Here is a 19,740-nt window from a genome sequence, read left to right as displayed (position 1 = left end):
TAAATGACAAATATCAACTACACTCCCCTGTTATAAGCGCAGAGTTGAAAGAGCATATAAATAATATAGAGGGAGTATGGTCATGGGCGATCAGCCTGTTACTTCGGCAACGACCGATGAAGATGGTGCACCAATAACCAAAGCCCGGGAGTGGCGGGCTCTATTAATGGTGACTTTTGTAATCCTGCCAGCAACCTCCGTTGCCGTTGTGGGTGGCTATGGTTTTGCTGTTTGGATTGGACAAATGTTCTTCGGTCCCCCTGGCCACCCATGAATCCAACCACCAACCACTTCGGTTACAAACTACAAAAATCTGACTCGGGCAGAACCTCATGTTAAAGCGCATAAAATCCTTTTGGCGAATTCTCAACCGCCCGCCAGTCCACATCAGCTTGGGGCTGGTCATCATTACTGGTTTCGTTGCCGGTATTATCTTTTGGGGCGGCTTCAACACAGCTTTGGAGGTAACCAACACCGAAGCCTTTTGCATCAGTTGTCATGAAATGAAAGACAACGTTTATGAAGAGCTTAAGGACACTGTGCACTATGAAAACCGAACGGGGGTTCGCGCTACCTGCCCTGATTGCCATGTTCCGCACAACTGGACAGATAAGATTGCGCGGAAAATGCAAGCCAGTAAAGAGGTGTGGGGCGCCATCTTTGGCACCATCAACACCCCCGAAAAGTTCGAAGCCAAACGCCTGGAGCTTGCCCAGCATGAGTGGGCCAGGTTTTCGGCCAACAATTCGCTGGAATGCCGCAACTGTCACGATTACGACAGCATGGACTGGGACAAGATGGGCGACGAAGCCCGCCGTTTCATGAAGCCCGCTGCTGAACGCAACCAAAGCTGCCTCGATTGCCACAAAGGTATTGCGCACAATTTGCCCAAAGAGATGAACACCGGAGTTGACCCGGCACTTGCACGCTTGATGGAGCAGGCAGCTGGCGCGCGCCTGTCAACCGGAGAAACCTATTACACGGTCACATCAGTTGATCTTTACACAGACCCCGAACTACAGAACCTGGCTGGCTACCTAGATCCTGCCTCGTCTGTAAACCTGATTAGCACCAAAGGTGATGCTCTGGAAGTTCAGGTGTCTGGATGGCGCAAACAGAAAGGTTTCGGCCGCATCATGTACGAAGGCTTCGGCCTTAACGTAGCCAGTGCGGTTCTCGAAAAAGATGTTGCCACTGACGACGCCCGTTTCGATGTGGGCGAAAACAAAGTGGACGATTTAACAGGCCTCTCCTGGGAGCAGGCAGACATTACCTTGTGGGCGAAAAAGGGCGGTCTTCTCCCAGATCGTGATGCGCTCTGGGGCTATGCTGACCAGACATATTCCGATGGCTGCAGCGTTTGCCATGGCGAGCCCGCACCTGCACATTTTGACGCCAACACCTGGCCAGCAATGTTCTCTGGCATGGTCGGTTTCACCAATATGAACGCAGAGACCCAAGCGCTGGTACTGAAGTACCTGCAGCTGCACTCTTCCGATTTTGCTGAGAACGCACACTGACTTTTGAGGCATACCATGGCGATTACACGCAGACAATTTATGCAAGGACTGGCCTCCGTATCAGCAGGGGCCATGCTCGGCCCGGGCCTGTTAATGCGGGCAGCCGAAGCTGCCGTATCTGCTGAGGGGTCCTGGAAAACCACCGGCTCACACTGGGGCGCCATCAAGGCACTGGTGAAAGGCGGCAAGGTTGCTGAAATCAAGCCGTTTGAGCAGGACAAGTACCCGACTGAGATGATCAAAGGCGTGATGGGTGTTATCTACAACCCTTCCCGCATTCGATACCCCATGGCCCGGATCGATTGGCTGAAGAATCGCGAGAACAGCGACCGCACTCAGCGTGGCGACAACCGCTTTGTGCGACTGACCTGGGACGAAGCCCTTGATCTGTTTTATGAAGAGCTGGAGCGGGTGCAAACCACCCACGGCCCGGCTGCCCTGCACCACTCCACCGGATGGCGTCAGACCGGACAGGTGCACAGCTGCGGTAACCACATGGCTCGAGCCCTCGGCATGCATGGCAACTCAGTCGCAACAATTGGCGACTACTCCACCGGCGCTGCCCAGGGCATTCTGCCCTATGTTTTAGGCTCTACTGAAGTTTACAGCCAGGGCACATCCTGGCCGCTGATTCTGGATAACAGTAAAACCATCATTCTGTGGGCCAATGACCCGGTCAAAAACCTGCAGGTTGGCTGGAACTGCGAAACCCACGAATCCTACGAGTATCTGGAACAACTGAAAGGCAAGGTTGCCGACGGTAGTATCCGTGTAATCAGCGTCGACCCGGTTCGCTCCAAGACCCAAAACTATCTGGGCTGCGAGCAGCTATACGTCAATCCGATGACCGACGTACCCTTCATGCTGGGCATCGCCCACACTTTGTATAGTGAAAACCTCTACGACAAGAAGTTCATCGAAACCTACGCGCTGGGCTTCAAAGACTTCATTGACTATGTGATGGGCGAAACCGACGACAAGGTTGAGAAAACCCCGGCCTGGGCGTCAGCCATTTGCGGGATAGATGAAGACAAAATTCGTGAGTTTGCCCGCCTGCTGGCTTCGGATCGCACACAGCTTCTCTTTGGCTGGGCGGTTCAGCGTCAACAGCATGGCGAGCAGCCTTACTGGATGGGTGCTGTTATCGCCACCATGCTCGGCCAGATTGGCTTGCCAGGCGGCGGCATCAGCTACGCCCACCACTACAGCTCAATCGGAGTATCTGCCTCGGGTGCCAGTGCGCCAGGAGCCTTCCCGCGCAACATTGATGCGGGTAAAGAGCCCAAACACCCAAGCATGGATTACAAAGGTGCAAGCAGCACCATTCCGATTGCGCGTTGGGTTGACAGCATTCTGTCTCCGGGAGAGAAAATCGAATACAACGGCAGCGAAGTCACCTACCCCGAAATTCGTATGGTGGTCTTCAGTGGTTGTAACCCATGGCATCGCCATCAGGATCGAAACCGCATGAAGAAGGCTTATCGCAAGCTGGAGACTGCGGTTACCATCGATTTTGCGTGGAACGCCACCTGCCGCTTCTCGGATTTGGTGTTGCCCGCATGTACACAGTTTGAACGCAACGATATCGATATTTACGGCTCCTACAGCAACCGCGGCCTGCTGGCCATGCATAAGCTGGTGGACCCTTTGTTCCATTCGCGCACGGATTTCGACATATTCACAGAACTCTGCCGCCGCTTTGGTCGCCATGAAGAATACCGTCGCAGCATGGACGAAGGTCAGTGGCTGCGCCATCTATACAATGCCTGCCGGGATGAAAACCAGAAAGCCGGCTTCAAGATGCCGGAATTCGAAGAGTTCTGGGAAGCTGGCTATGTCGACTTTGGGGCTGGCAAGCCTTGGGTGCGGCACGCCGATTTCCGGGAAGACCCGGAACTGAACGCGCTGGGTACTCCTTCCGGTTTTATTGAAATCAGTAGCCGAAAAATCGGCCGCTACGGCTATGACGACTGCAAGGCCTATCCCAGCTGGATGGAGAAAGCCGAGAGATCACACGGTGGCCCGGGCTCTGACAAGTTCCCCTTGTGGCTGCAATCAGTGCATCCGGACAACCGCCTGCACTCACAAATGTGCGAATCGGAAGAGTTCCGTGCCACTTATACTGTTCAGGGGCGTGAACCCGTATTTATGGGCCCGGAAGATGCAAAAGCCCGAGGCATAGCAGACGGCGATCTGGTGCGCGTGTTCAACGACCGTGGCCAATTGCTGGCTGGCGCAGTAGTCTCCGACAACTTCCCGCCCGGCGTAATCCGTATTCAGGAAGGCGCGTGGTACGGCCCGGAAGATGCCAGTATCGGTTCACTGGACACATACGGCGACCCCAACACCCTGACCATGGACATAGGCACCTCACGATTGTCCCAGGCCACCAGTGCCAATACTTGCCTGGTTGATATGGAGAAGTTCAAGGGAGCTGCACCGGCAGTCACCTCGTTTGGCGGCCCTATTGAGGTCGAAGTATGAATGCAGACTGGCGCCATCCTGCGCTCTGCAACTGGTTTGCCGGCCTGTTTGCGGTCGAGCTGACCCAGGAGCAGTTACTGGCGTACCAACGGGGGGAAGGCGATGCCGTCCTCTCCTCGCTGGCAGAGCTGCCGGGGCTTGCCAGTGCTGTTCAACGGCTACGCAACGCATTTACCGGCCTGACTCTGCTATCACACTCGCGATTGGAACTGGCGGCAGATTTCGCCGCCATGTTCCTGATGGATGGGCAAAACAGCGCCCCTCCTTATGCGTCTTTTTACAGCTCTGAGGGCAATCGGTTTTTTGCTGAGCCGCAGGAACGCATGCAGGAACGGCTGGCCGCAAGCCAGCAAGAAGTTTCGGCAGACTTCCGGGAGCCATCCGACCACCTATCAGTGATGCTTGAATATCTGGGTGAAGGATTCGACGCCTTTCTGAACAAAGCAGAAAAGCCCGAATCCGGGCCTACTCTGGATCAGATAAAAGCCTTTATTGAAGAAGAGCTGCTGAACTGGCTGCCTGCATTTGCGGCGCGCTGCGAGAAGGTTAGTACCGTTAGCGATCTATACCCTGCTTTAGCGGTTCTACTTCTTGAGTTCTTGAAGGGTTTACCGGCGCTGGACGAAACGCCGATAAATATTGCAGAAAAAGCCGTCTCAGGGCGCTAAAACCAAATCCTTGTCCCGAATGCCTGACACCCGGATTTCCGGCCAGTCATGCGCTGGAACCGCCACCACCACACAGGCCGACGTAATAACCTGAGTGGTCATGGTTCCCGGCGCCGGAGAGCGAACGGCAACAGCAAGCCGTAGCGGGCTTCCGGTGCCCTCAGCTTTCGCCGAAACCAGGCTGACACTGTAGCCGCCCGTTGGCTTTTCGCCCAAGGTAATAAACAGCAGATGTTCCTTTTCAAGGTCCACCTGTCGCAGCTGCTGGACGGCTATATTCTGAGCCGGCAGATCGAGTAACTGCTGTAATCGTTCGGGGGTCTGAACATAGGCCAGTCCGGGGCCACTCAGGCCGCAATGGGCGGACTGGATAACCTGCCGAGCCAAAAGCTCATCGGGCCCCGTTTCAATAACGTCTGAAGATGCGCATCCCGCAGCCAACAAATACCCTGTCAGCAAAGTAACCAACGGCGCTCCTGCCAGCACCTTTCTGAATACTGCTATCAACGTTCAACTCCGATTTTTTTGGGTGCAGCCACGCCATGCGAATGTGGCATTTTCAGTTTGTAACCGGTAAATCCGGGACGAGGCAGTACATCAGGTGTTGCTGTGGAAATAGTTGGGCGAAAATAGCCTGTCGCCATACGGATATCCTTCAGATCGGTATTCTCATCGACAGTAATCACCTCTCGCATGCCGGTGACCGGGTACTCTGCACATGCCTCTCCCGACTGGCAAATAATACCGTCATTATCCAGATCTGAGCCTGCGACCAGATAGTAATCGCCTGGGGGCACATCCGCAAAGCTTGCGCCCTGCGTTCCGTCATTCAGACGAAAACCAAACTGATAGGTTCCATTTACGGCAGTCATGGAAACCTGAGCAGCGGCTTCAAGCTGACCTTGTTCATTGGGCTCAGTGTATACCAGCAATACAAAGTGCCTTCCCGCATTGCGTGCATTTTCATCCGTTACCAGCTCAGCCACCACAGGAATGTGAAGAACTCTGGTGCTATCGGTTGTGTAGTTCACCTCCAGACTGGTGCGTACCGGAACATCCTCTTCGAGTGCCTGCTCATTAAGCGTCACTGTAATTGAAAATGGCCGCACCGCCGAAAGGGTCACATCAAGCCATGCCGGGCTCGCTATGGTTGGATTAATCACCAGATTATTGGTTTGGTCACCCAGCACCTGCAACTCAACAGTCTGAGATAGCCTTGTTTCCGACGACAGGCTGATTGCCGCAGGCGATGCGGACAGTATGGTAACAGAGGGATTATCGATGGCGGCCAATACCGCCTTGGCCGAATCGATAGTGCCGTACCCGAGGGCACCTGACCTGCCGCCGGGAACAGGCGTGGTGAGCTGACCTCCTGCAAGCCAGGAAACCAATGTTCCAGTATTGAGATCTGGCTTGAGGCTCTTCATGAGGGCAAAAACACCCGCAACATGCGGAGCCGCCATAGAAGTACCCTGCAGCCCTGTATAATCCGGCTCAAACCCGTCGGGGCCAAGACTAGCACTGGAGCTGATAACCAGATCAGCCAAGCCATCTAGGTTTGCATCCCTGCGCACATCGCCTCCGGGAGCTGCAAGATCAATCCAGGGGCCAAAATTGGAGTAACCGGCGAGGCTGCCACCAGCATCCACTGCGCTTACAGAAAACACACCTTCCGCAGCAGCTGGATAGGCTGGGGAAGAGCTTGCCTGGTTGCCAGCCGCAGCCACCACAATCACGCCATTAGCGACAACTTCATCAATAGCGTTCTGCAACGCGGGTATTTCGGGCAAACCGCCAAGACTTAAATTAATGATGTCTGCCTTCACCGGTGTGCCAGAACCAACCCAGCGGATCGCATCAATCAGGTCCGTGGATGATCCTATACCACCTTCCCCCAAAACCCTGACTGGAAGCAGTTCGGCGCCAAAGGCTACGCCCGTTCCACCGAGCTGGTTCGTGGCATTGGCAACGACCGTGCCTGCGACGTGAGTCCCATGAAACACGTTGTTACCCGCAGCATTGCCTGGATCCCTCGGGTCACCATCCCGGCCGGGCGGGACATCATTGTCGAATTCTGCTGATACGAAGTCTGCTCCGGCAGGTATCAGGGTAACAACATTGGCTGCTATATCCGGGTGCCAGCCCAGCCCGTCTCTGAACAGCCCAGTATCAAGCACCGCCACTTTAACGCCGGCGCCTCCACCGGGAACAAGCTGCCATGCAGCAGGCAAATTGATCAGGTCATAATGCCACTGTTTGGGATATAGCGGCTCATTCATGGGGCTTTGAGCCGACACTATATAGTCAGGTGTCGCACTCACAACTCCGGGCTGTTGTCTCAGCGTATCAATCCAGTCAAGAGTATTCTGTTCGTTTGCTGATTGCCTGGACATACGACTGGCGGGCATAGTCACCAGCCAGTGCTGATGATCCAGTGCCCGGATTACATTGCCCGCAATCTGGTTAGATGCAGACATGGGTGTGCCTGCATAATCAGCCATGGCAACAACAGCTCTTCCTGGAACAAAGGCGTGCCTGGGCCAGTCAAGGTTCAATGCCAAAGACTGCGCACCGGCTGTTTTCGAAAGTACATAACGGACTGGCGGAGGGTCAAAATCATCTGCAGAAACCACCACAAGATAGTCGCCCGCCTCCTCCGTGGCTGGCAGACTGACGCTGGCAGAAAACATCTTGTTAATCGGGTCCGTTGTCTGCGATTCCAGCTCTGTCCCATCCAGACGGCGTAGCGCCAGTGTTACCAGAGGCCCGCCAGCCATCTCACTGAAGGTGCGCAGTGACAAACGCTCTCCCGGCTCAAATGGCACCCGAAACTGATCCTCCGGGTCCTTCGGGAAATCATCAAAAGGACTATTGGTGCCGCGGGACTCGTCCCTAAAGCTTACATACCCAGCGAGAATAAAGGAGGCAGGCAGCAGCTGGGGCTCCGTCAACGGGAGTTCGCCAAGAACGAGGCCATCTGCAGTGTCAGCGTCAACCCGTGTGTTGGCCTCAACACCTATGGTGCCAGCTAAAACAATCCTCGCCGGCGGAAGCAATACATCGCTGCCTCCATCTCCGCTTTCACCAGAGGGAGATGATCCTCCACAGGCGCCAAGGATTAGCGAGAGCGCCAAAGCGGTAGCAATCCTATTAGCTCTATAAACCATAACGCCCGCTCCAAATCGCAATTCAATGAGACATGCTTCCTCTCATTGTAGTTCGAATTCAGAGCGGGGTTTCCCAACTCGATCTACAGGGCGTAAAACAACATTGGAACAAACGCTACCAACAGCAGCGTCGGCCCCATTACGGCTATAGGCAACAGTAATCGCTCGTAGCGATGCCAGAAAGAACCAACACGCTCCGCTGCCAACACTTCGCTCTCCCCGACAACCTGTCGGGTAAGCAAGTGGTTCAGAGCCACTGGCGGGCTGAGATACCCCAGCTCAAATGCTACCAGGCAAACAATCCAGAAGTGCAATGGGTCAATACCCAACTGTATCGCCGGTTGTGCAACGGTTGCCGACACCAGTATGACGGCACCAAATGGGTCCATCACCATGCCGATGACCGTCAACAGAAGCACAATCACGAGCATCGCAAGCCATGGACTGGTCAGATGCTCCGGGAACAGAGTATGAACAATGTCAGACCGCTCAAGAATGCCTCCAAGGCAAATAGAGAAGCCGATCAAGGCCAGCAGAGCACCAATGTGCACGGCCGAATCACTGGCTGCCGCGCAGCTTCGTCCCCAGAATGCCTGTATGCGGGACTCGTTGTCTTCACGACTGCTGCTATCGGCATCCAGGAATACCAGCGCAAGCATCACCAACGGCAGGATCATTGGCGCACTGTACTCGTTGAACGACAACCCCAGAACCACATAAATGGTGAATATGACAGCCACAGCCAGGGCCACATAGGGCATCAGGGGTTTGAGCTGTTGCAACGAGGCCCTGAAAGCACCCGGAGCCGGGCGAGGCCGCCAGTTGCCTTCCGTTTTACATACGATGATTGAGAACAAAGAAGCAGACATAATGAACACCCAGAAGCCCCAATCGTACATTTCGGTGGTGGTAACCTCCTTGTTCAGGGCCGCAACCACAACAATCAGCAAGCAGGGATTCAGTACAACGCCCAGGCTTCCCGACATGGCCGTGGTCGCGAGTGCCAGTTGCCGCCCTGCACCTGCCCGGCGCAACTCATCGTAAACCACGCCACCAACGGCAAGAATGAAAATACCGGATGCGCCGGTAAAAGCGGTCGGAAAGGCCGTCGCAAAGATAATGACTGAAGCCAGCATGGGTGCCGGCAAGTTGTACGGCTTGATTACGTTCAACAGCAACTCTGGCAAGCGAGTCTGTTTCAGAACCATACCCACCAGAACATAGAGACCGATGTTGATAAACATCGAAGACAGGTTGGACATCATGCCGAAGTAGATAGCGAGGCCAGACGCATAGCCATCTACAAAGAAAAAGTAGCCCATCGCAATCAGGCCCATGGTGCAATACAGCGGCACGACCAACCCCGAAGACAGCGTCAGCCCACCCGCTCTTATGTGCTCGGGCACTTTCAGAAAGCGCAGAGCATTGATCACCATGAACAGGCCAAACACGCCCGTCCAGGCGTGCTGTAACGTGGCTGTAGACTCAGCCCCGGGCGAGCTGGCGAGGCGGCCCAGATACGCATCCATGGAGAACACCATCATACCGTTCACCAGGAACTGCACGCCCTGACTCAAGCGCCACTCTGAGCGGTTTCTGGGAAGTCGCAGTGCAATATGATCGGCATCCAGAGCTGCCACAGCTGCTGCCATCGCAAAAATTGCGATGAACAGATATTTGGTCAGCTCAATATTATCCAGCAGGAAAGATGCCAAGCCCTGCTCAACCGTTTTGAATACGCCCAACGCGGGCGTAGCGTGCTCAAGATTGTTCTGGTACGCAGCATGGCTCTCCGCGCAAAGCGCCAGATTTCGCTCCAGCGATGTGCGGATAGCCTGGGGGTTAGGTGGGGAATCAAACAGATCGTCCGGATCTGGCTTATAAGCATCTACCCTCTTGCGGACTTCTGCCTCGACATCCATTTCCATACGACAGGAGGGCTCTACTGCATCCGGATTCAGCAGATAATAATTCGGCCATGTCTGCTCACCAACCCACAGCAGGCGGGAATGGAGGGAATTGCCCATTCCCAGAAGAAGGGTCACAAATAGCAGCAAGAGCAGTATGGCCCCGTGCACTTTATGCACGGGGTACAGGGCTCTTGCGGCAGGGGCAGTTAATGCTTGCCAGTTCATGCCAATCCCGCCCTGTTATTCCCGGTTTTCCGAGGTGCATTCCGAAGCAGATGGATTGCTGGAACAGCGAATCTTGCTCAGCAGACTCAGCATTTTCGGGTGGTATACATCCGGTGCACCGTTCAAACCATCGCGCATTTCGATGCGGTTCTGGCGAAACATTTCCTGGTAACCTTCAACATCTTTTTCAGAAATGCGAACCCACTTATCTTCAGGAATGGCAGCTTCCTGCCGGCTAATCAGATTCATGGCTTGCGGGTACATATCCCAGGCTACCTGGCGGGATGCCTGCGCCGTTGCATCATCAAGAACACCCTCGCGAGCAATCACCTGAATAGTGAGCTGCGCCAATGGGTAATCCACAATGCCACCCTTTTCGCCAATGCCTTTGTAGAGTTCAAGCGCCTCATAGGCAAATGCAGGTGCGTAAGCTGTGTCAACCGAACCATTGTTGAACTTACCGGCAAAATTGGTGATATCTGAAGGCACAACCGTGGCTTTAATAAAGTTCACCATGTGTATTGCGTCTTTCTGATAGTCCAAAGTCGCCATACGCTTGCCCGCCAGATCGCCTGCAGTATCCATGCTGCGGTCGTTAACAAACAAATACCCTGCACCGGCGGGCACAATGCCCAAAACTTCATAACCATCCTGCTTCATAAGCGGTGCCGCTTTAGCTTGCGCCAATGTCGCCAGAAGGGTTTTAAGATCATCATAGCTGGGGATTGCACCAACAGCGCTAACGGTTCCCGTAAAGCGGTTAAATGGTCGGGTGCGAATGTCTGTGGCAGCAACTGCATCACACTGGCCGGCGTTGAAGTCGCCTACAGCAACACCCTCATCGGTATAGGGCTTCAGGTCGAAATCCACACCGTGAGACTTCATCTCCAGCGCATAGTCCTTAACCATATTGAACATATCACCGTTCGCACCAATCACATCGAAAACACACATTTTTACGGTTTGGGCCGAGGCGATGGGTGTGATGGCAGCGAGTGTCAGGGCTGTAAGGGATTTGCGGATCATAACAATCTCCGATTCATTCTTATGTTTATAGTGAGTTCAATAAGCGATCGAGCACATGCGCTGGAGCTGCCCGTTCAGAGCAAGCCGTCCAGGCTCATAGTCTCAATGTTTTCGTTATTTTGTTCAGAGCTCATTTTTCCGAAGAACGCCTGCGGTGTACGGTAGCCATATTCAGCCGTCCAGTATTTGTCTGACGAAAACTGGATAATGTATTCAGCCACAAAATCAGCCAGGCGATACTTTTCCCACACCTCAATGGTGTCGTCAGCTTCCGCAAAACGGTGAATCACGTCAGCCAGAACATCTGTGCGTCCGAAGGTTTCTGCAGCAACAGCCTCAAGTGCCATTGACGCACGCATACCTGCTTTCACGCCCATAGCAGAACTGTTTTCGAGCACTTTCCAGGGGTCGGGGGAGAGTTCTGGACGGGTGTCTGGCAGCAACAGCCAAACCATGGCGCGAACGGCGTTGGGCAACCCACCTGTTTTTTCGTTATCAATACAGGTTGCCGCGCGCTCTGCCTGAGGGGCTATATTGCGCGGTATTCCCGCACGCGCACCTGAGTTGGCATCATTTACAACCGCTTGCAACCCGGTCAGCAATCCAAGCAGAAAGGTAATCTCGTCTTGCTCACTGAACAGAAACGGACATTCAAGGGGTTCTTTGGCAGGATCAAAATCGTAGGCCGCCATGGCTCTTTGGAAGGCGATCAACCGACGCTCTGCGGTGAGTGCGTAAAAGCGCTTGGCTCGTTCACGGGCGTCTTTGGCTTGAGGCACATTACCTTCATAATCTGCCCGCAGGTAATCAAGCTCGGCTTCCCAGGCACGGTATTCCATGCAGTTGGCCGCCAACAGCATCAGCAACGATCCACTGGTATCCGGCGCATCATTGATCCGCGAAAAGGAGTAGATCAGGGGGTCAACACCCTCCCCAAGAGCACACGCCATTTTCGGGTCGGACATTTGCATAACGTAAGGAGTGGCTTCACTCTCAGCGTAATTCGCCAGCACAGTCCCAGTGACTTTGTGTATGGGGTTTGCCGAACACCCTGCAAACAATACTACCGTTGCCAGTAAAGCCAGTTTGTTGCGCGCCGCCACAAGACGACCTGCATACGTTGCCAATATGGACATGATTAAGTCACTCTGCTCTGCTTTGTTTTTATCTATGAGGAAGACAGTTGGTTCTGTCATTCCGGGAGCAAGAGTGCGTTGAAAGCTGTCCTACAAAAATGGCTCGTTTGCCGGCCTGCCCATGCTGATCAGGCCAATGGCCTGATCCGGACCGCTGTTTGATGAGATTTTTTGACTTAAAACAATAACTTCGAAAACGAACCTTCGCATGCATCCTGAAATTAATTTACTGACAAAATGCATGCTCTCACTAGAATCTGCCGATCCAGCCGCTAGCTCAAGCCAAGCATTGCCACCACTTGATCGGTTAAACCATCCTGGGTCAAGCCGCCACGATCCGGTCGATACCAGGTTACGGTCCAGCTCAGTGCGCCGGTTAGCATACGGCGCACCACAAAAGGATCCGCTTTAAGCGCACCCTCTTCTTTAAGCCCACGTAGCACGTCCAGCCACAAAGCTTCGTATATGTCGCGAAGCTTCAGCACCTCTGCCCGGGAAGCTTCAGACAAACTGCGCCACTCGAATACCAGAACGGCCATCGCCTCCCCGGTCTGGCCATTAATAGATTCCAGCTCTGCGCTTATGAGCGCCCTCAGCTTCTCCCGATTGGATGTCGCCTTACTCATGGCTGCTTGCATCACGGCGGTGTTCAGCCTGATCGTTTCAACCATCACTGCTTTAAGAATTTCTTCTTTGGTACGGAAGTGATGAAAAAGGCTTCCCGACTGAATACCCACCGCAGCGGCAAGGTCTCTCACAGTGGTGCGTTCATAACCTTTTTCGCGGAACAAACGCGCGGCTTCCCGAAGCAGCCGTCCGCGGGCACTGTCTGATGCTGACACCAGGTTATCGGCGATGAGTGACTGAAGTATTTTTTCTTGATTCACGGGCGTATCCAGCGGCTTTACAAAGAATCTGCATTCTACCTTAGATTTGCCTGTTTACAAACCAAGCGCTTGCTTGGTATCGTCTTGTCAACGGTTCAACAGTTGCCGGCACATATTCTTGGTATTCACGGCAACACAGCTACAGGATGCACAGACATGACGAATTCACCGAAGACTATCCGGATCGGCTGTTCCTCCGCTTTCTGGGGCGACACTGAAACGGCCGCAGCGCAACTGGTTCACAAAGGTAATATTGATTACCTGGTCTCCGACTATTTGGCCGAGGTCACCATGTCGATCATGGCGGGCCAGAAGATGAAAGACCCAAGTCAGGGCTATGCGCGGGATTTTGTTGAAACTGTTATGGGGCCGCTTTTGGCCGACATCAAAGAGAAAGGAATTCGCGTACTGAGCAATGCTGGTGGCGTGAACCCGGTAGCCTGTCGTGATGCCTTGCAAGCCCTGTGCGAAAAAGCCGGTGTAGACATGAAAATTGCCCTGGTACTCGGGGATGACCTGCTTCCCCAGAAACAGGCCCTGAGCAAAGCTGGCATCACCGAAATGGCTACCGGTGCACCTATGCCCGCAATGATGGTTAGCCTGAACGCTTACCTTGGCGCATCTGGTTTGGCAGCTGCCCTGGACCAGGGTGCAGACATTGTTCTTACTGGCCGTGTGGTCGACAGTGCTTTGGTGCTTGCGCCTCTGGTTCACGAGTTCGGCTGGGACTGGAAAGACTACGACAAACTGGCGCAAGCCAGTCTCGCCGGTCACTTATTGGAGTGCGGAGCGCAATCTACCGGCGGCAATTTTACCGACTGGGAAGACGTTGCTGATGGATTCGCCGATATGGGCTTCCCCATTGCTGAAGTTAGCGCAAACGGCGAGTTCGTTGTTACCAAGCCGGAAGGCACTGGAGGCCTGGTAAGTCGTGGCACCGTTGCTGAGCAACTGGTTTACGAAATTGGCGATCCCCGCGCCTATTTACTGCCCGATGTAACCTGCGACTTTACGGATGTTGAGCTCATAGAAAGCGGGCCTGACCGTGTAACCGTTCGAGGCGCCCGCGGCTTGCCACCCACCGACAGCTACAAGGTATCTGGCACCTGGCCCGATGGCTTCAAATGCACAGCAACCTTCCTGCTTGCTGGCATTGACGCTCCTGAAAAAGCCCAAGCGGTAGCCGACGCCATCCTCACCAAAACCTCTCGCCTGTTCCAGGAGCGCGGCCTGGGTGACTACACCGAAACCAGTGTCGAACTGCTGGGCACGGAAACCACATACGGTAAGCAAGGTCGCGGCCATGGCAGCCGGGAAATCATCGTTAAAATCAGCGCTGCCCACCCAAAGAAAGGCGCGCTGGTGCTGTTCTCCCGAGAAATCGCGCAAGCCGCCACCGGCATGGCCCCGGGCCTGACCGGCATTGTGGGTGGGCGCCCATCCGTTTGGCCAAAAATCCGGCTCTATTCCTGCCTGGTTCCCAAGAGCGACGTTGCCGTCTCTGTTGACCTGAACGGCGAGGTAACCCCCGTTTCCATAGATACCGCGGGCGGCTTCCAGCCCGGCATGATCAAGGATCAAGCCCCGATTCAAGCCGCGTCGGCAACCGATACCACTGTGCCCCTGATTGACTTGGCTTGGGCACGCAGCGGCGATAAAGGTGACCACAGCAACATTGGCGTTATTGCTCGCAAGCCCGAGTTCGTTCCTTTTATTGCAGCCGCGCTGAGCGAAGAAGCCGTGGCCGAATGGATGGAACACACGCTGAACCCGGAAAGCGGCAAGGTTACTCGCTGGACCCTACCCGGGCTCCACGCATTCAACTTCCTGCTGGAGCACAGTTTGGGTGGTGGTGGCGTTGCCAGCCTGCGCATTGATCCGCAGGGCAAAGCGTTTGCTCAGCAGTTGCTGGAATTTCCGGTGCCCGTTCCTGCCGGTCTAGCGGCCTCCTGAACAGTTAAGAAGGATTTGGAGTTATGAGCTATCAATCGGTTTTCCGCCCAGACCTATTCAAGGGCCAGACTTTTATCGTAACAGGTGGCGGTTCCGGCATCGGCCGCTGCACGGCCCACGAACTCGCATCTCTGGGCGCCAAAGTGGCGCTTGTCGGGCGCAAAGTCGAAAAAGTTGAAGCTGTAAAAGCAGAGATACTTGAAGACGGTGGCATTGCCTCAGCTCACGTGTGCGACATCCGTGAAGAAGAATCCGTTAAAGCCACGGTAAAAGCGATTATTGAAGAGCATGGCGGCCTAAACGGCGTAGTCAATAACGCTGGCGGCCAGTTCCCCTCTCCTCTGGCAGGAATCAACCAGAAAGGCTGGGAAACAGTTGTTCGCACTAACCTTACTGGCGGCTTTTTGATGGCGCGAGAGGCCTACACCCAGGCGCTATCAAAGACCGGCGGTTCCATCGTAAACATTGTGGCAGATATGTGGGGCGGCATGCCCGGCATGGGGCACTCAGGTGCAGCACGGGCTGGCATGGTGAACTTCACCCAGACAGCCGCCGTGGAATGGGGCACCTCTGGCGTTCGGGTGAATGCGGTAGCACCAGGCTGGATCGCTTCCAGCGGCATGGATAACTATCCCGAACACATGAAGCAATGGATTCGCAGCCTTGGCGATAATGTACCCATCAAGCGGATGGGTACTGAATCTGAAATCAGTGCGGCAATCTGCTTCCTGCTGAGCCCTGGCGCCTCCTTCATCAGCGGCGACTGCCTGCGTATAGACGGTGCGGCGTCCCAAGGCTCCCGGATATGGCCCCTGCCCAAAGCAAAAAACAATGAGCCCTTCAATGGCTTCCACCGGGCTGTAACGCCCAAAGTGCTCAGCGAGGATTGAGGATACGTTTATGCAAACACTGGAAACCAGCGTTAACCCGCAATCGGATGAATTCCGTGGTAACACCGAGGCTATGGAAGAACACATCCGGACCTTCCGTGATGTAGAACAAAAAGTTCTCGACCTGGCAGAAGCAGCACGGGAAAAGTTTACCAAGCGCGGAAAACTCCTGCCCCGGGATCGCATCAACCGCTTGCTGGATCGCGGCACACCGTTCCTGGAGCTGTGTTCTCTGGCCGGCTACAAAATGCACGATGACAAGGACGGCAGCATGGCTGGCGGCGGCATCATTGCAGGCATAGGGACCGTTAGCGGTATCCGCTGCCTGATTCTCGCCAGCAACAGCGCCATCAAAGGTGGCACTATTACGCCAGCAGGCCTGGATAAAACCCTGCGCCTGCAGCAGATCGCGAAAGAGAACAAACTGCCGGTTGTCTCACTTTCCGAGAGCGGTGGCGCCAACCTGAACTACGCTACGGATATCTTTGTGCAGGGCGCACGGGGCTTCGCCAACCAAGCCCGCATGTCCGCTGCTGGCATTCCTCAGGTCACCGTAGTACACGGCAACGCCACTGCCGGCGGCGCCTACCAGCCTGGCTTATCTGATTATGTAATTGCTATCCGCGGTAAGGCCAAAATGTTCCTGGCCGGCCCTCCGTTGCTAAAAGCTGCAACCGGTGAAATAGCAGATGACGAAGAGCTTGGTGGTGCAGAAATGCACGCACAGGTCGCAGGAACAGCTGAATACCTGGCTGAAGACGACGCAGACGGCATCCGTCAGGCCCGGAATATCCTGGAAGCCCTGCCCTGGAACGAACATCTCCCGCCAAAGCGCGAGCTGACATGGGATGAACCTCTTTATCCTGCAGAAGAGCTGCTAGGCGTTATCCCCTCAGACTCCAAAAAGCCCTACGACGTGCGTGAGATTCTGGCGCGCATTGGTGACGGCTCCAGGTTTATGGACTTCAAAAATGAATTCGACAGCCAGACAGTATGCGGCACCATCCGCATAGAAGGACACGCTGTCGGAATCATTGGCAACAACGGCCCGATCACTCCAGCCGGCAGTGCCAAGGCGGCACAGTTCATTCAGTTGTGCGATCAGGCAGGCACACCGCTGCTGTTTTTGCATAACACCACTGGCTTCATGGTGGGCACACACTCCGAACAAAACGGCATCATCAAGCATGGGTCGAAAATGATTCAGGCTGTTGCCAACTGCCGCGTGCCTAAAGTCGCCGTGGTGATCGGCGGCTCCTACGGTGCCGGCAACTACGCCATGTGTGGTCGCGGCCTTGATCCCCGCTTCATCTTCGCCTGGCCCAACAGCCGAACCGCCGTTATGGGCCCAGCCCAGGCTGGCAAGGTGATGCGCATTGTTGCGGAAGACAAACAACGCCGCAGCGGCATAGAGCCCGATCCCAAAACCCTCGATTTCCTGGAGCAAGCCACTGCCAAAAAACTGGAAGATGGTTCAACAGCCCTGTTCGGTACAGCCCGCTTATGGGATGACGGCCTGATTGATCCACGGGATACCCGCAGAGTGGTGGCACTGGTACTCGACATGTTCCGGGAAGCCGATGCGCGCCAGCTCCGGCCCAACACCTTTGGCGTAGCGCGGCTCTGATCGGGCGCTAATCCAGACTGACGACATACTGGTAATCAAAAGATAGAAAACGTGCTTCAAACGAACGAAAGCACGAACCAAAAAACAGCAGGAGAATAACACCGTGAAATTTACAGCCGAACACGAAGCTCTGAGAAAAACCGTCCGCGATTTCGTGCAAAAGGAAATCAACCCACATTGCGACGAGTGGGAAGAGGCCGGCCACTTCCCCATTCGGGAAATATTCAAGAAATTGGGTGACCTTGGTCTTCTGGGTATTCAGAAGCCTGAGGAATACGGCGGCATGGGGCTGGATTACAGCTACAACCTGGTTGCCGCGGAAGAGCTGGGCATGGCCAACTGTGGCGGCGTACCTCTGGCAATTGGTGTGCAGACCGACATGTGCACACCTGCAATCGCCCGCTTTGGCTCAGACGAACTGAAGCGCAGCTTTCTGGCTCCGGCCATTACCGGCGACATGATCGGCTGCATTGGCGTCAGTGAAGTAGGTGCTGGTTCTGACGTGGCTGGCCTGAAAACCACAGCCAAGAAAGACGGCGATGATTACATCATCAACGGCTCCAAAATGTGGATCACCAACAGCCCCCAGGCGGATTTCATTTGCTTGCTGGCCAACACCAGCGACGACAAACCGCACAAGAACAAATCACTGATCATCGTACCCATGAATTCCCCGGGCATTACCATGAGCCCGCACCTGAACAAGCTGGGTATGCGCTCCTCGGAAACTGCCCAGATCTTCTTTGACGATGTTCGTGTTCCCCAGCGTAACCGCATTGGCGCCGAGGGCACTGGCTTCATGATGCAGATGCTCCAGTTCCAGGAAGAACGCATGTGGGGCGCCGCCAACGTTATCAAAGCGTTGGAAAACTGCATCGACCAGACCATTGAATACTGCCGCGAGCGCAAAACCTTCGGAACGCCACTGATCGACAACCAGGTTATTCACTTCCGCCTGGCCGAGCTGCAGACAGAAGTAGAGGCCCTGCGCGCCCTGACGTACAAAGCCTGCGAGCTGCACATTGAAGGCAAAGAAGTAACCAAACTCGCCTCCATGGCCAAGCTGAAGGCCGGCCGTCTGGGCCGTGAAGTGACCGACAGCTGCCTGCAGTACTGGGGGGGCAACGGCTTCATGTGGGACAACCCGGCATCCCGTGCATTCCGTGATGTTCGTCTGGTGTCTATCGGCGGCGGTGCCGATGAAATCATGCTGGGAATCATTTGCAAATTTATGGGCACCTTGCCTGGCAAGCGCAAAGGCTGAAATCTGGCGCCTGACCGGCAGCCGGGTTGAACTCTTCAGGACACACCCGTGGTATGTCCCTGTAGGGCTCGATCGGGCCATCCCTGGCCCTCAACGGTCCTGAAGAGTTCAACCGGGCTACCGGCCCCAAAATAATGTTCGTGGAGTCGTTTTATGGAAACCTTGCCTCATTGCGAAACACTACTTCTGGAAAAACAGGGGCCAGCCCTGCACGTCACCATCAACCGACCAGACTCCCGGAATGCCATGAGCCTGCAAATGGTGGCAGAGCTGTCCACAATCTTTACCGAAGTAGAATCTGATTCCAGCATCCGCGCCGTGGTCATCCGCGGTTCCGGCGGCCACTTCTGCGCTGGCGGTGACATCAAAGACCTGGCCGGTGCCCGCAGCCAGAAAACCGGCGAAGGCGAGGCTGACCCCTTCTATGTTCTGAACCGCGCCTTTGGGGCGATGATTCAGCAAGTGAACGAATCCTCCAAAGTCGTCATCGCCGTCACCGAAGGTGCGGTAATGGGCGGCGGATTTGGTCTGGCCTGTGTATCCGATGTTGCTATTGCAGGACCCACAGCCAAATTCGGCATGCCGGAAACCTCCCTCGGCATCCTCCCGGCGCAAATTGCCCCGTTTGTAGTAGAAAGAATCGGCCTTACCCAGGCTCGCCGACTTTCCCTACTCGGCTTGAGAATCGGCGCTGAAGAAGCCTGCGCACTGGGCATTGTTCACCAGGTCGCATCATCAGACGTCGAGCTGGAAGACATGCTGGCTCACGCTATTGAGCGCGTTCGCAACTGTGCGCCAAACGCTACAGCTCAAACCAAAGCCCTGCTTCACCGGGTTGGGCACGAATCCATGAGCGGGTTACTCGACAGCGCGGCCGAAATGTTCGCCGCAGCCGTTAGAGGCGGTGAAGGCAACGAAGGCACTATGGCATTCATGCAGAAGCGTCCACCAGCTTGGGCAGACACGACCGAATGATGAGGGAG

General features: G+C 54.9%; 15 protein-coding genes. 9 read left to right on the top strand and 6 right to left on the bottom strand.

What is annotated here, in order from left to right; genetic code table 11:
- The first annotated feature begins 82 nt into the window (after positions 1-82).
- Genes RKA07_RS04245 through torD form a run of 4 tightly spaced genes read left to right on the top strand, consistent with a single transcriptional unit; the run spans position 83 to position 4,672 of the window.
- On the top strand, positions 83-274 hold the full coding sequence (locus RKA07_RS04245; RefSeq protein WP_200202589.1) for a periplasmic nitrate reductase, NapE protein: 192 nt from the start codon (positions 83-85) through the stop codon (positions 272-274).
- Between the two features lie 58 nt (positions 275-332).
- The gene (gene torC, locus RKA07_RS04240; protein ID WP_200202590.1) at positions 333-1,520 is read left to right on the top strand and encodes a pentaheme c-type cytochrome TorC; all 1,188 of its coding nucleotides are present in this window, start codon (positions 333-335) and stop codon (positions 1,518-1,520) included.
- A gap of 15 nt (positions 1,521-1,535) precedes the next feature.
- Positions 1,536-4,004 carry a trimethylamine-N-oxide reductase TorA gene (gene torA, locus RKA07_RS04235; RefSeq protein ID WP_200202591.1) on the top strand — a complete coding sequence of 823 codons (2,469 nt, stop codon included), beginning with the start codon at positions 1,536-1,538 and terminating at the stop codon, positions 4,002-4,004.
- The gene (torD, locus tag RKA07_RS04230) at positions 4,001-4,672 is read left to right on the top strand and encodes a molecular chaperone TorD (protein WP_200202592.1); all 672 of its coding nucleotides are present in this window, start codon (positions 4,001-4,003) and stop codon (positions 4,670-4,672) included. The genes torA and torD overlap by 4 nt, the downstream gene beginning before the upstream one ends.
- Here torD and RKA07_RS04225 read toward each other — a convergent pair.
- The 6 genes from RKA07_RS04225 to RKA07_RS04200 form a co-directional block, all read right to left on the bottom strand.
- Positions 4,661-5,179 carry a protease complex subunit PrcB family protein gene (locus tag RKA07_RS04225; RefSeq protein WP_200202593.1) on the bottom strand — a complete coding sequence of 173 codons (519 nt, stop codon included), beginning with the start codon at positions 5,177-5,179 and terminating at the stop codon, positions 4,661-4,663. The two genes, torD and RKA07_RS04225, sit on opposite strands and share 12 nt — an antisense overlap.
- Positions 5,176-7,839 carry a S8 family serine peptidase gene (locus tag RKA07_RS04220; protein WP_200369057.1) on the bottom strand — a complete coding sequence of 888 codons (2,664 nt, stop codon included), beginning with the start codon at positions 7,837-7,839 and terminating at the stop codon, positions 5,176-5,178. The genes RKA07_RS04225 and RKA07_RS04220 overlap by 4 nt, the downstream gene beginning before the upstream one ends.
- A gap of 83 nt (positions 7,840-7,922) precedes the next feature.
- Entirely contained in the window at positions 7,923-9,974 is a 2,052-nt protein-coding gene (locus RKA07_RS04215; RefSeq protein WP_200369056.1) for a TRAP transporter large permease subunit, read from the bottom strand.
- Between the two features lie 15 nt (positions 9,975-9,989).
- Complete coding sequence (locus RKA07_RS04210; RefSeq protein WP_200202596.1) at positions 9,990-11,000, bottom strand: putative solute-binding protein; 1,011 nt, start codon at positions 10,998-11,000, stop codon at positions 9,990-9,992.
- 74 nt (positions 11,001-11,074) lie between these two features.
- Positions 11,075-12,136 carry a hypothetical protein gene (locus RKA07_RS04205; protein ID WP_200369054.1) on the bottom strand — a complete coding sequence of 354 codons (1,062 nt, stop codon included), beginning with the start codon at positions 12,134-12,136 and terminating at the stop codon, positions 11,075-11,077.
- A gap of 272 nt (positions 12,137-12,408) precedes the next feature.
- A complete protein-coding gene (locus RKA07_RS04200; protein WP_200369053.1) occupies positions 12,409-13,023 on the bottom strand; it encodes a TetR/AcrR family transcriptional regulator in 615 nt (204 codons plus the stop codon).
- 156 nt (positions 13,024-13,179) lie between these two features.
- Here RKA07_RS04200 and RKA07_RS04195 point away from each other — a divergent pair, with 156 nt between their 5' ends.
- From RKA07_RS04195 to RKA07_RS04175, 5 genes are all read left to right on the top strand, one after another.
- Complete coding sequence (locus RKA07_RS04195) at positions 13,180-14,976, top strand: acyclic terpene utilization AtuA family protein (protein WP_200202599.1); 1,797 nt, start codon at positions 13,180-13,182, stop codon at positions 14,974-14,976.
- Positions 14,977-14,999: 23 nt separating this feature from the next.
- On the top strand, positions 15,000-15,866 hold the full coding sequence (locus RKA07_RS04190; RefSeq protein ID WP_200202600.1) for an SDR family oxidoreductase: 867 nt from the start codon (positions 15,000-15,002) through the stop codon (positions 15,864-15,866).
- A 10-nt stretch (positions 15,867-15,876) separates the two neighbouring features.
- On the top strand, positions 15,877-17,493 hold the full coding sequence (locus tag RKA07_RS04185; RefSeq protein WP_200202601.1) for an acyl-CoA carboxylase subunit beta: 1,617 nt from the start codon (positions 15,877-15,879) through the stop codon (positions 17,491-17,493).
- Between the two features lie 103 nt (positions 17,494-17,596).
- Positions 17,597-18,757 carry an acyl-CoA dehydrogenase family protein gene (locus RKA07_RS04180; RefSeq protein WP_200369052.1) on the top strand — a complete coding sequence of 387 codons (1,161 nt, stop codon included), beginning with the start codon at positions 17,597-17,599 and terminating at the stop codon, positions 18,755-18,757.
- 153 nt (positions 18,758-18,910) lie between these two features.
- Positions 18,911-19,732 carry an enoyl-CoA hydratase/isomerase family protein gene (locus RKA07_RS04175; RefSeq protein ID WP_310965662.1) on the top strand — a complete coding sequence of 274 codons (822 nt, stop codon included), beginning with the start codon at positions 18,911-18,913 and terminating at the stop codon, positions 19,730-19,732.
- The last annotated feature ends 8 nt before the right edge of the window (positions 19,733-19,740 follow it).

Source organism: Marinobacter xiaoshiensis (genome assembly GCF_031631795.1).
In the GTDB taxonomy this organism is placed as follows: domain Bacteria; phylum Pseudomonadota; class Gammaproteobacteria; order Pseudomonadales; family Oleiphilaceae; genus Marinobacter; species Marinobacter xiaoshiensis.
This window is presented reverse-complemented; position numbering and strand designations above follow the sequence as displayed.

Bases quoted from the DNA above. Each gene is read 5' to 3' on its own strand.
- RKA07_RS04195 (WP_200202599.1), top strand. From the start codon at position 13,180: ATGACGAATTCACCGAAGACTATCCGGATCGGCTGTTCCTCCGCTTTC.
- RKA07_RS04245 (WP_200202589.1), top strand. From the start codon at position 83: ATGGGCGATCAGCCTGTTACTTCGGCAACGACCGATGAAGATGGTGCA.
- RKA07_RS04185 (WP_200202601.1), top strand. From the start codon at position 15,877: ATGCAAACACTGGAAACCAGCGTTAACCCGCAATCGGATGAATTCCGT.
- torD (WP_200202592.1), top strand. From the start codon at position 4,001: ATGAATGCAGACTGGCGCCATCCTGCGCTCTGCAACTGGTTTGCCGGC.
- torA (WP_200202591.1), top strand. From the start codon at position 1,536: ATGGCGATTACACGCAGACAATTTATGCAAGGACTGGCCTCCGTATCA.
- RKA07_RS04190 (WP_200202600.1), top strand. From the start codon at position 15,000: ATGAGCTATCAATCGGTTTTCCGCCCAGACCTATTCAAGGGCCAGACT.
- RKA07_RS04205 (WP_200369054.1), bottom strand. From the start codon at position 12,136: ATGTCCATATTGGCAACGTATGCAGGTCGTCTTGTGGCGGCGCGCAAC.
- torC (WP_200202590.1), top strand. From the start codon at position 333: ATGTTAAAGCGCATAAAATCCTTTTGGCGAATTCTCAACCGCCCGCCA.
- RKA07_RS04220 (WP_200369057.1), bottom strand. From the start codon at position 7,839: ATGGTTTATAGAGCTAATAGGATTGCTACCGCTTTGGCGCTCTCGCTA.
- RKA07_RS04210 (WP_200202596.1), bottom strand. From the start codon at position 11,000: ATGATCCGCAAATCCCTTACAGCCCTGACACTCGCTGCCATCACACCC.
- RKA07_RS04175 (WP_310965662.1), top strand. From the start codon at position 18,911: ATGGAAACCTTGCCTCATTGCGAAACACTACTTCTGGAAAAACAGGGG.
- RKA07_RS04215 (WP_200369056.1), bottom strand. From the start codon at position 9,974: ATGAACTGGCAAGCATTAACTGCCCCTGCCGCAAGAGCCCTGTACCCC.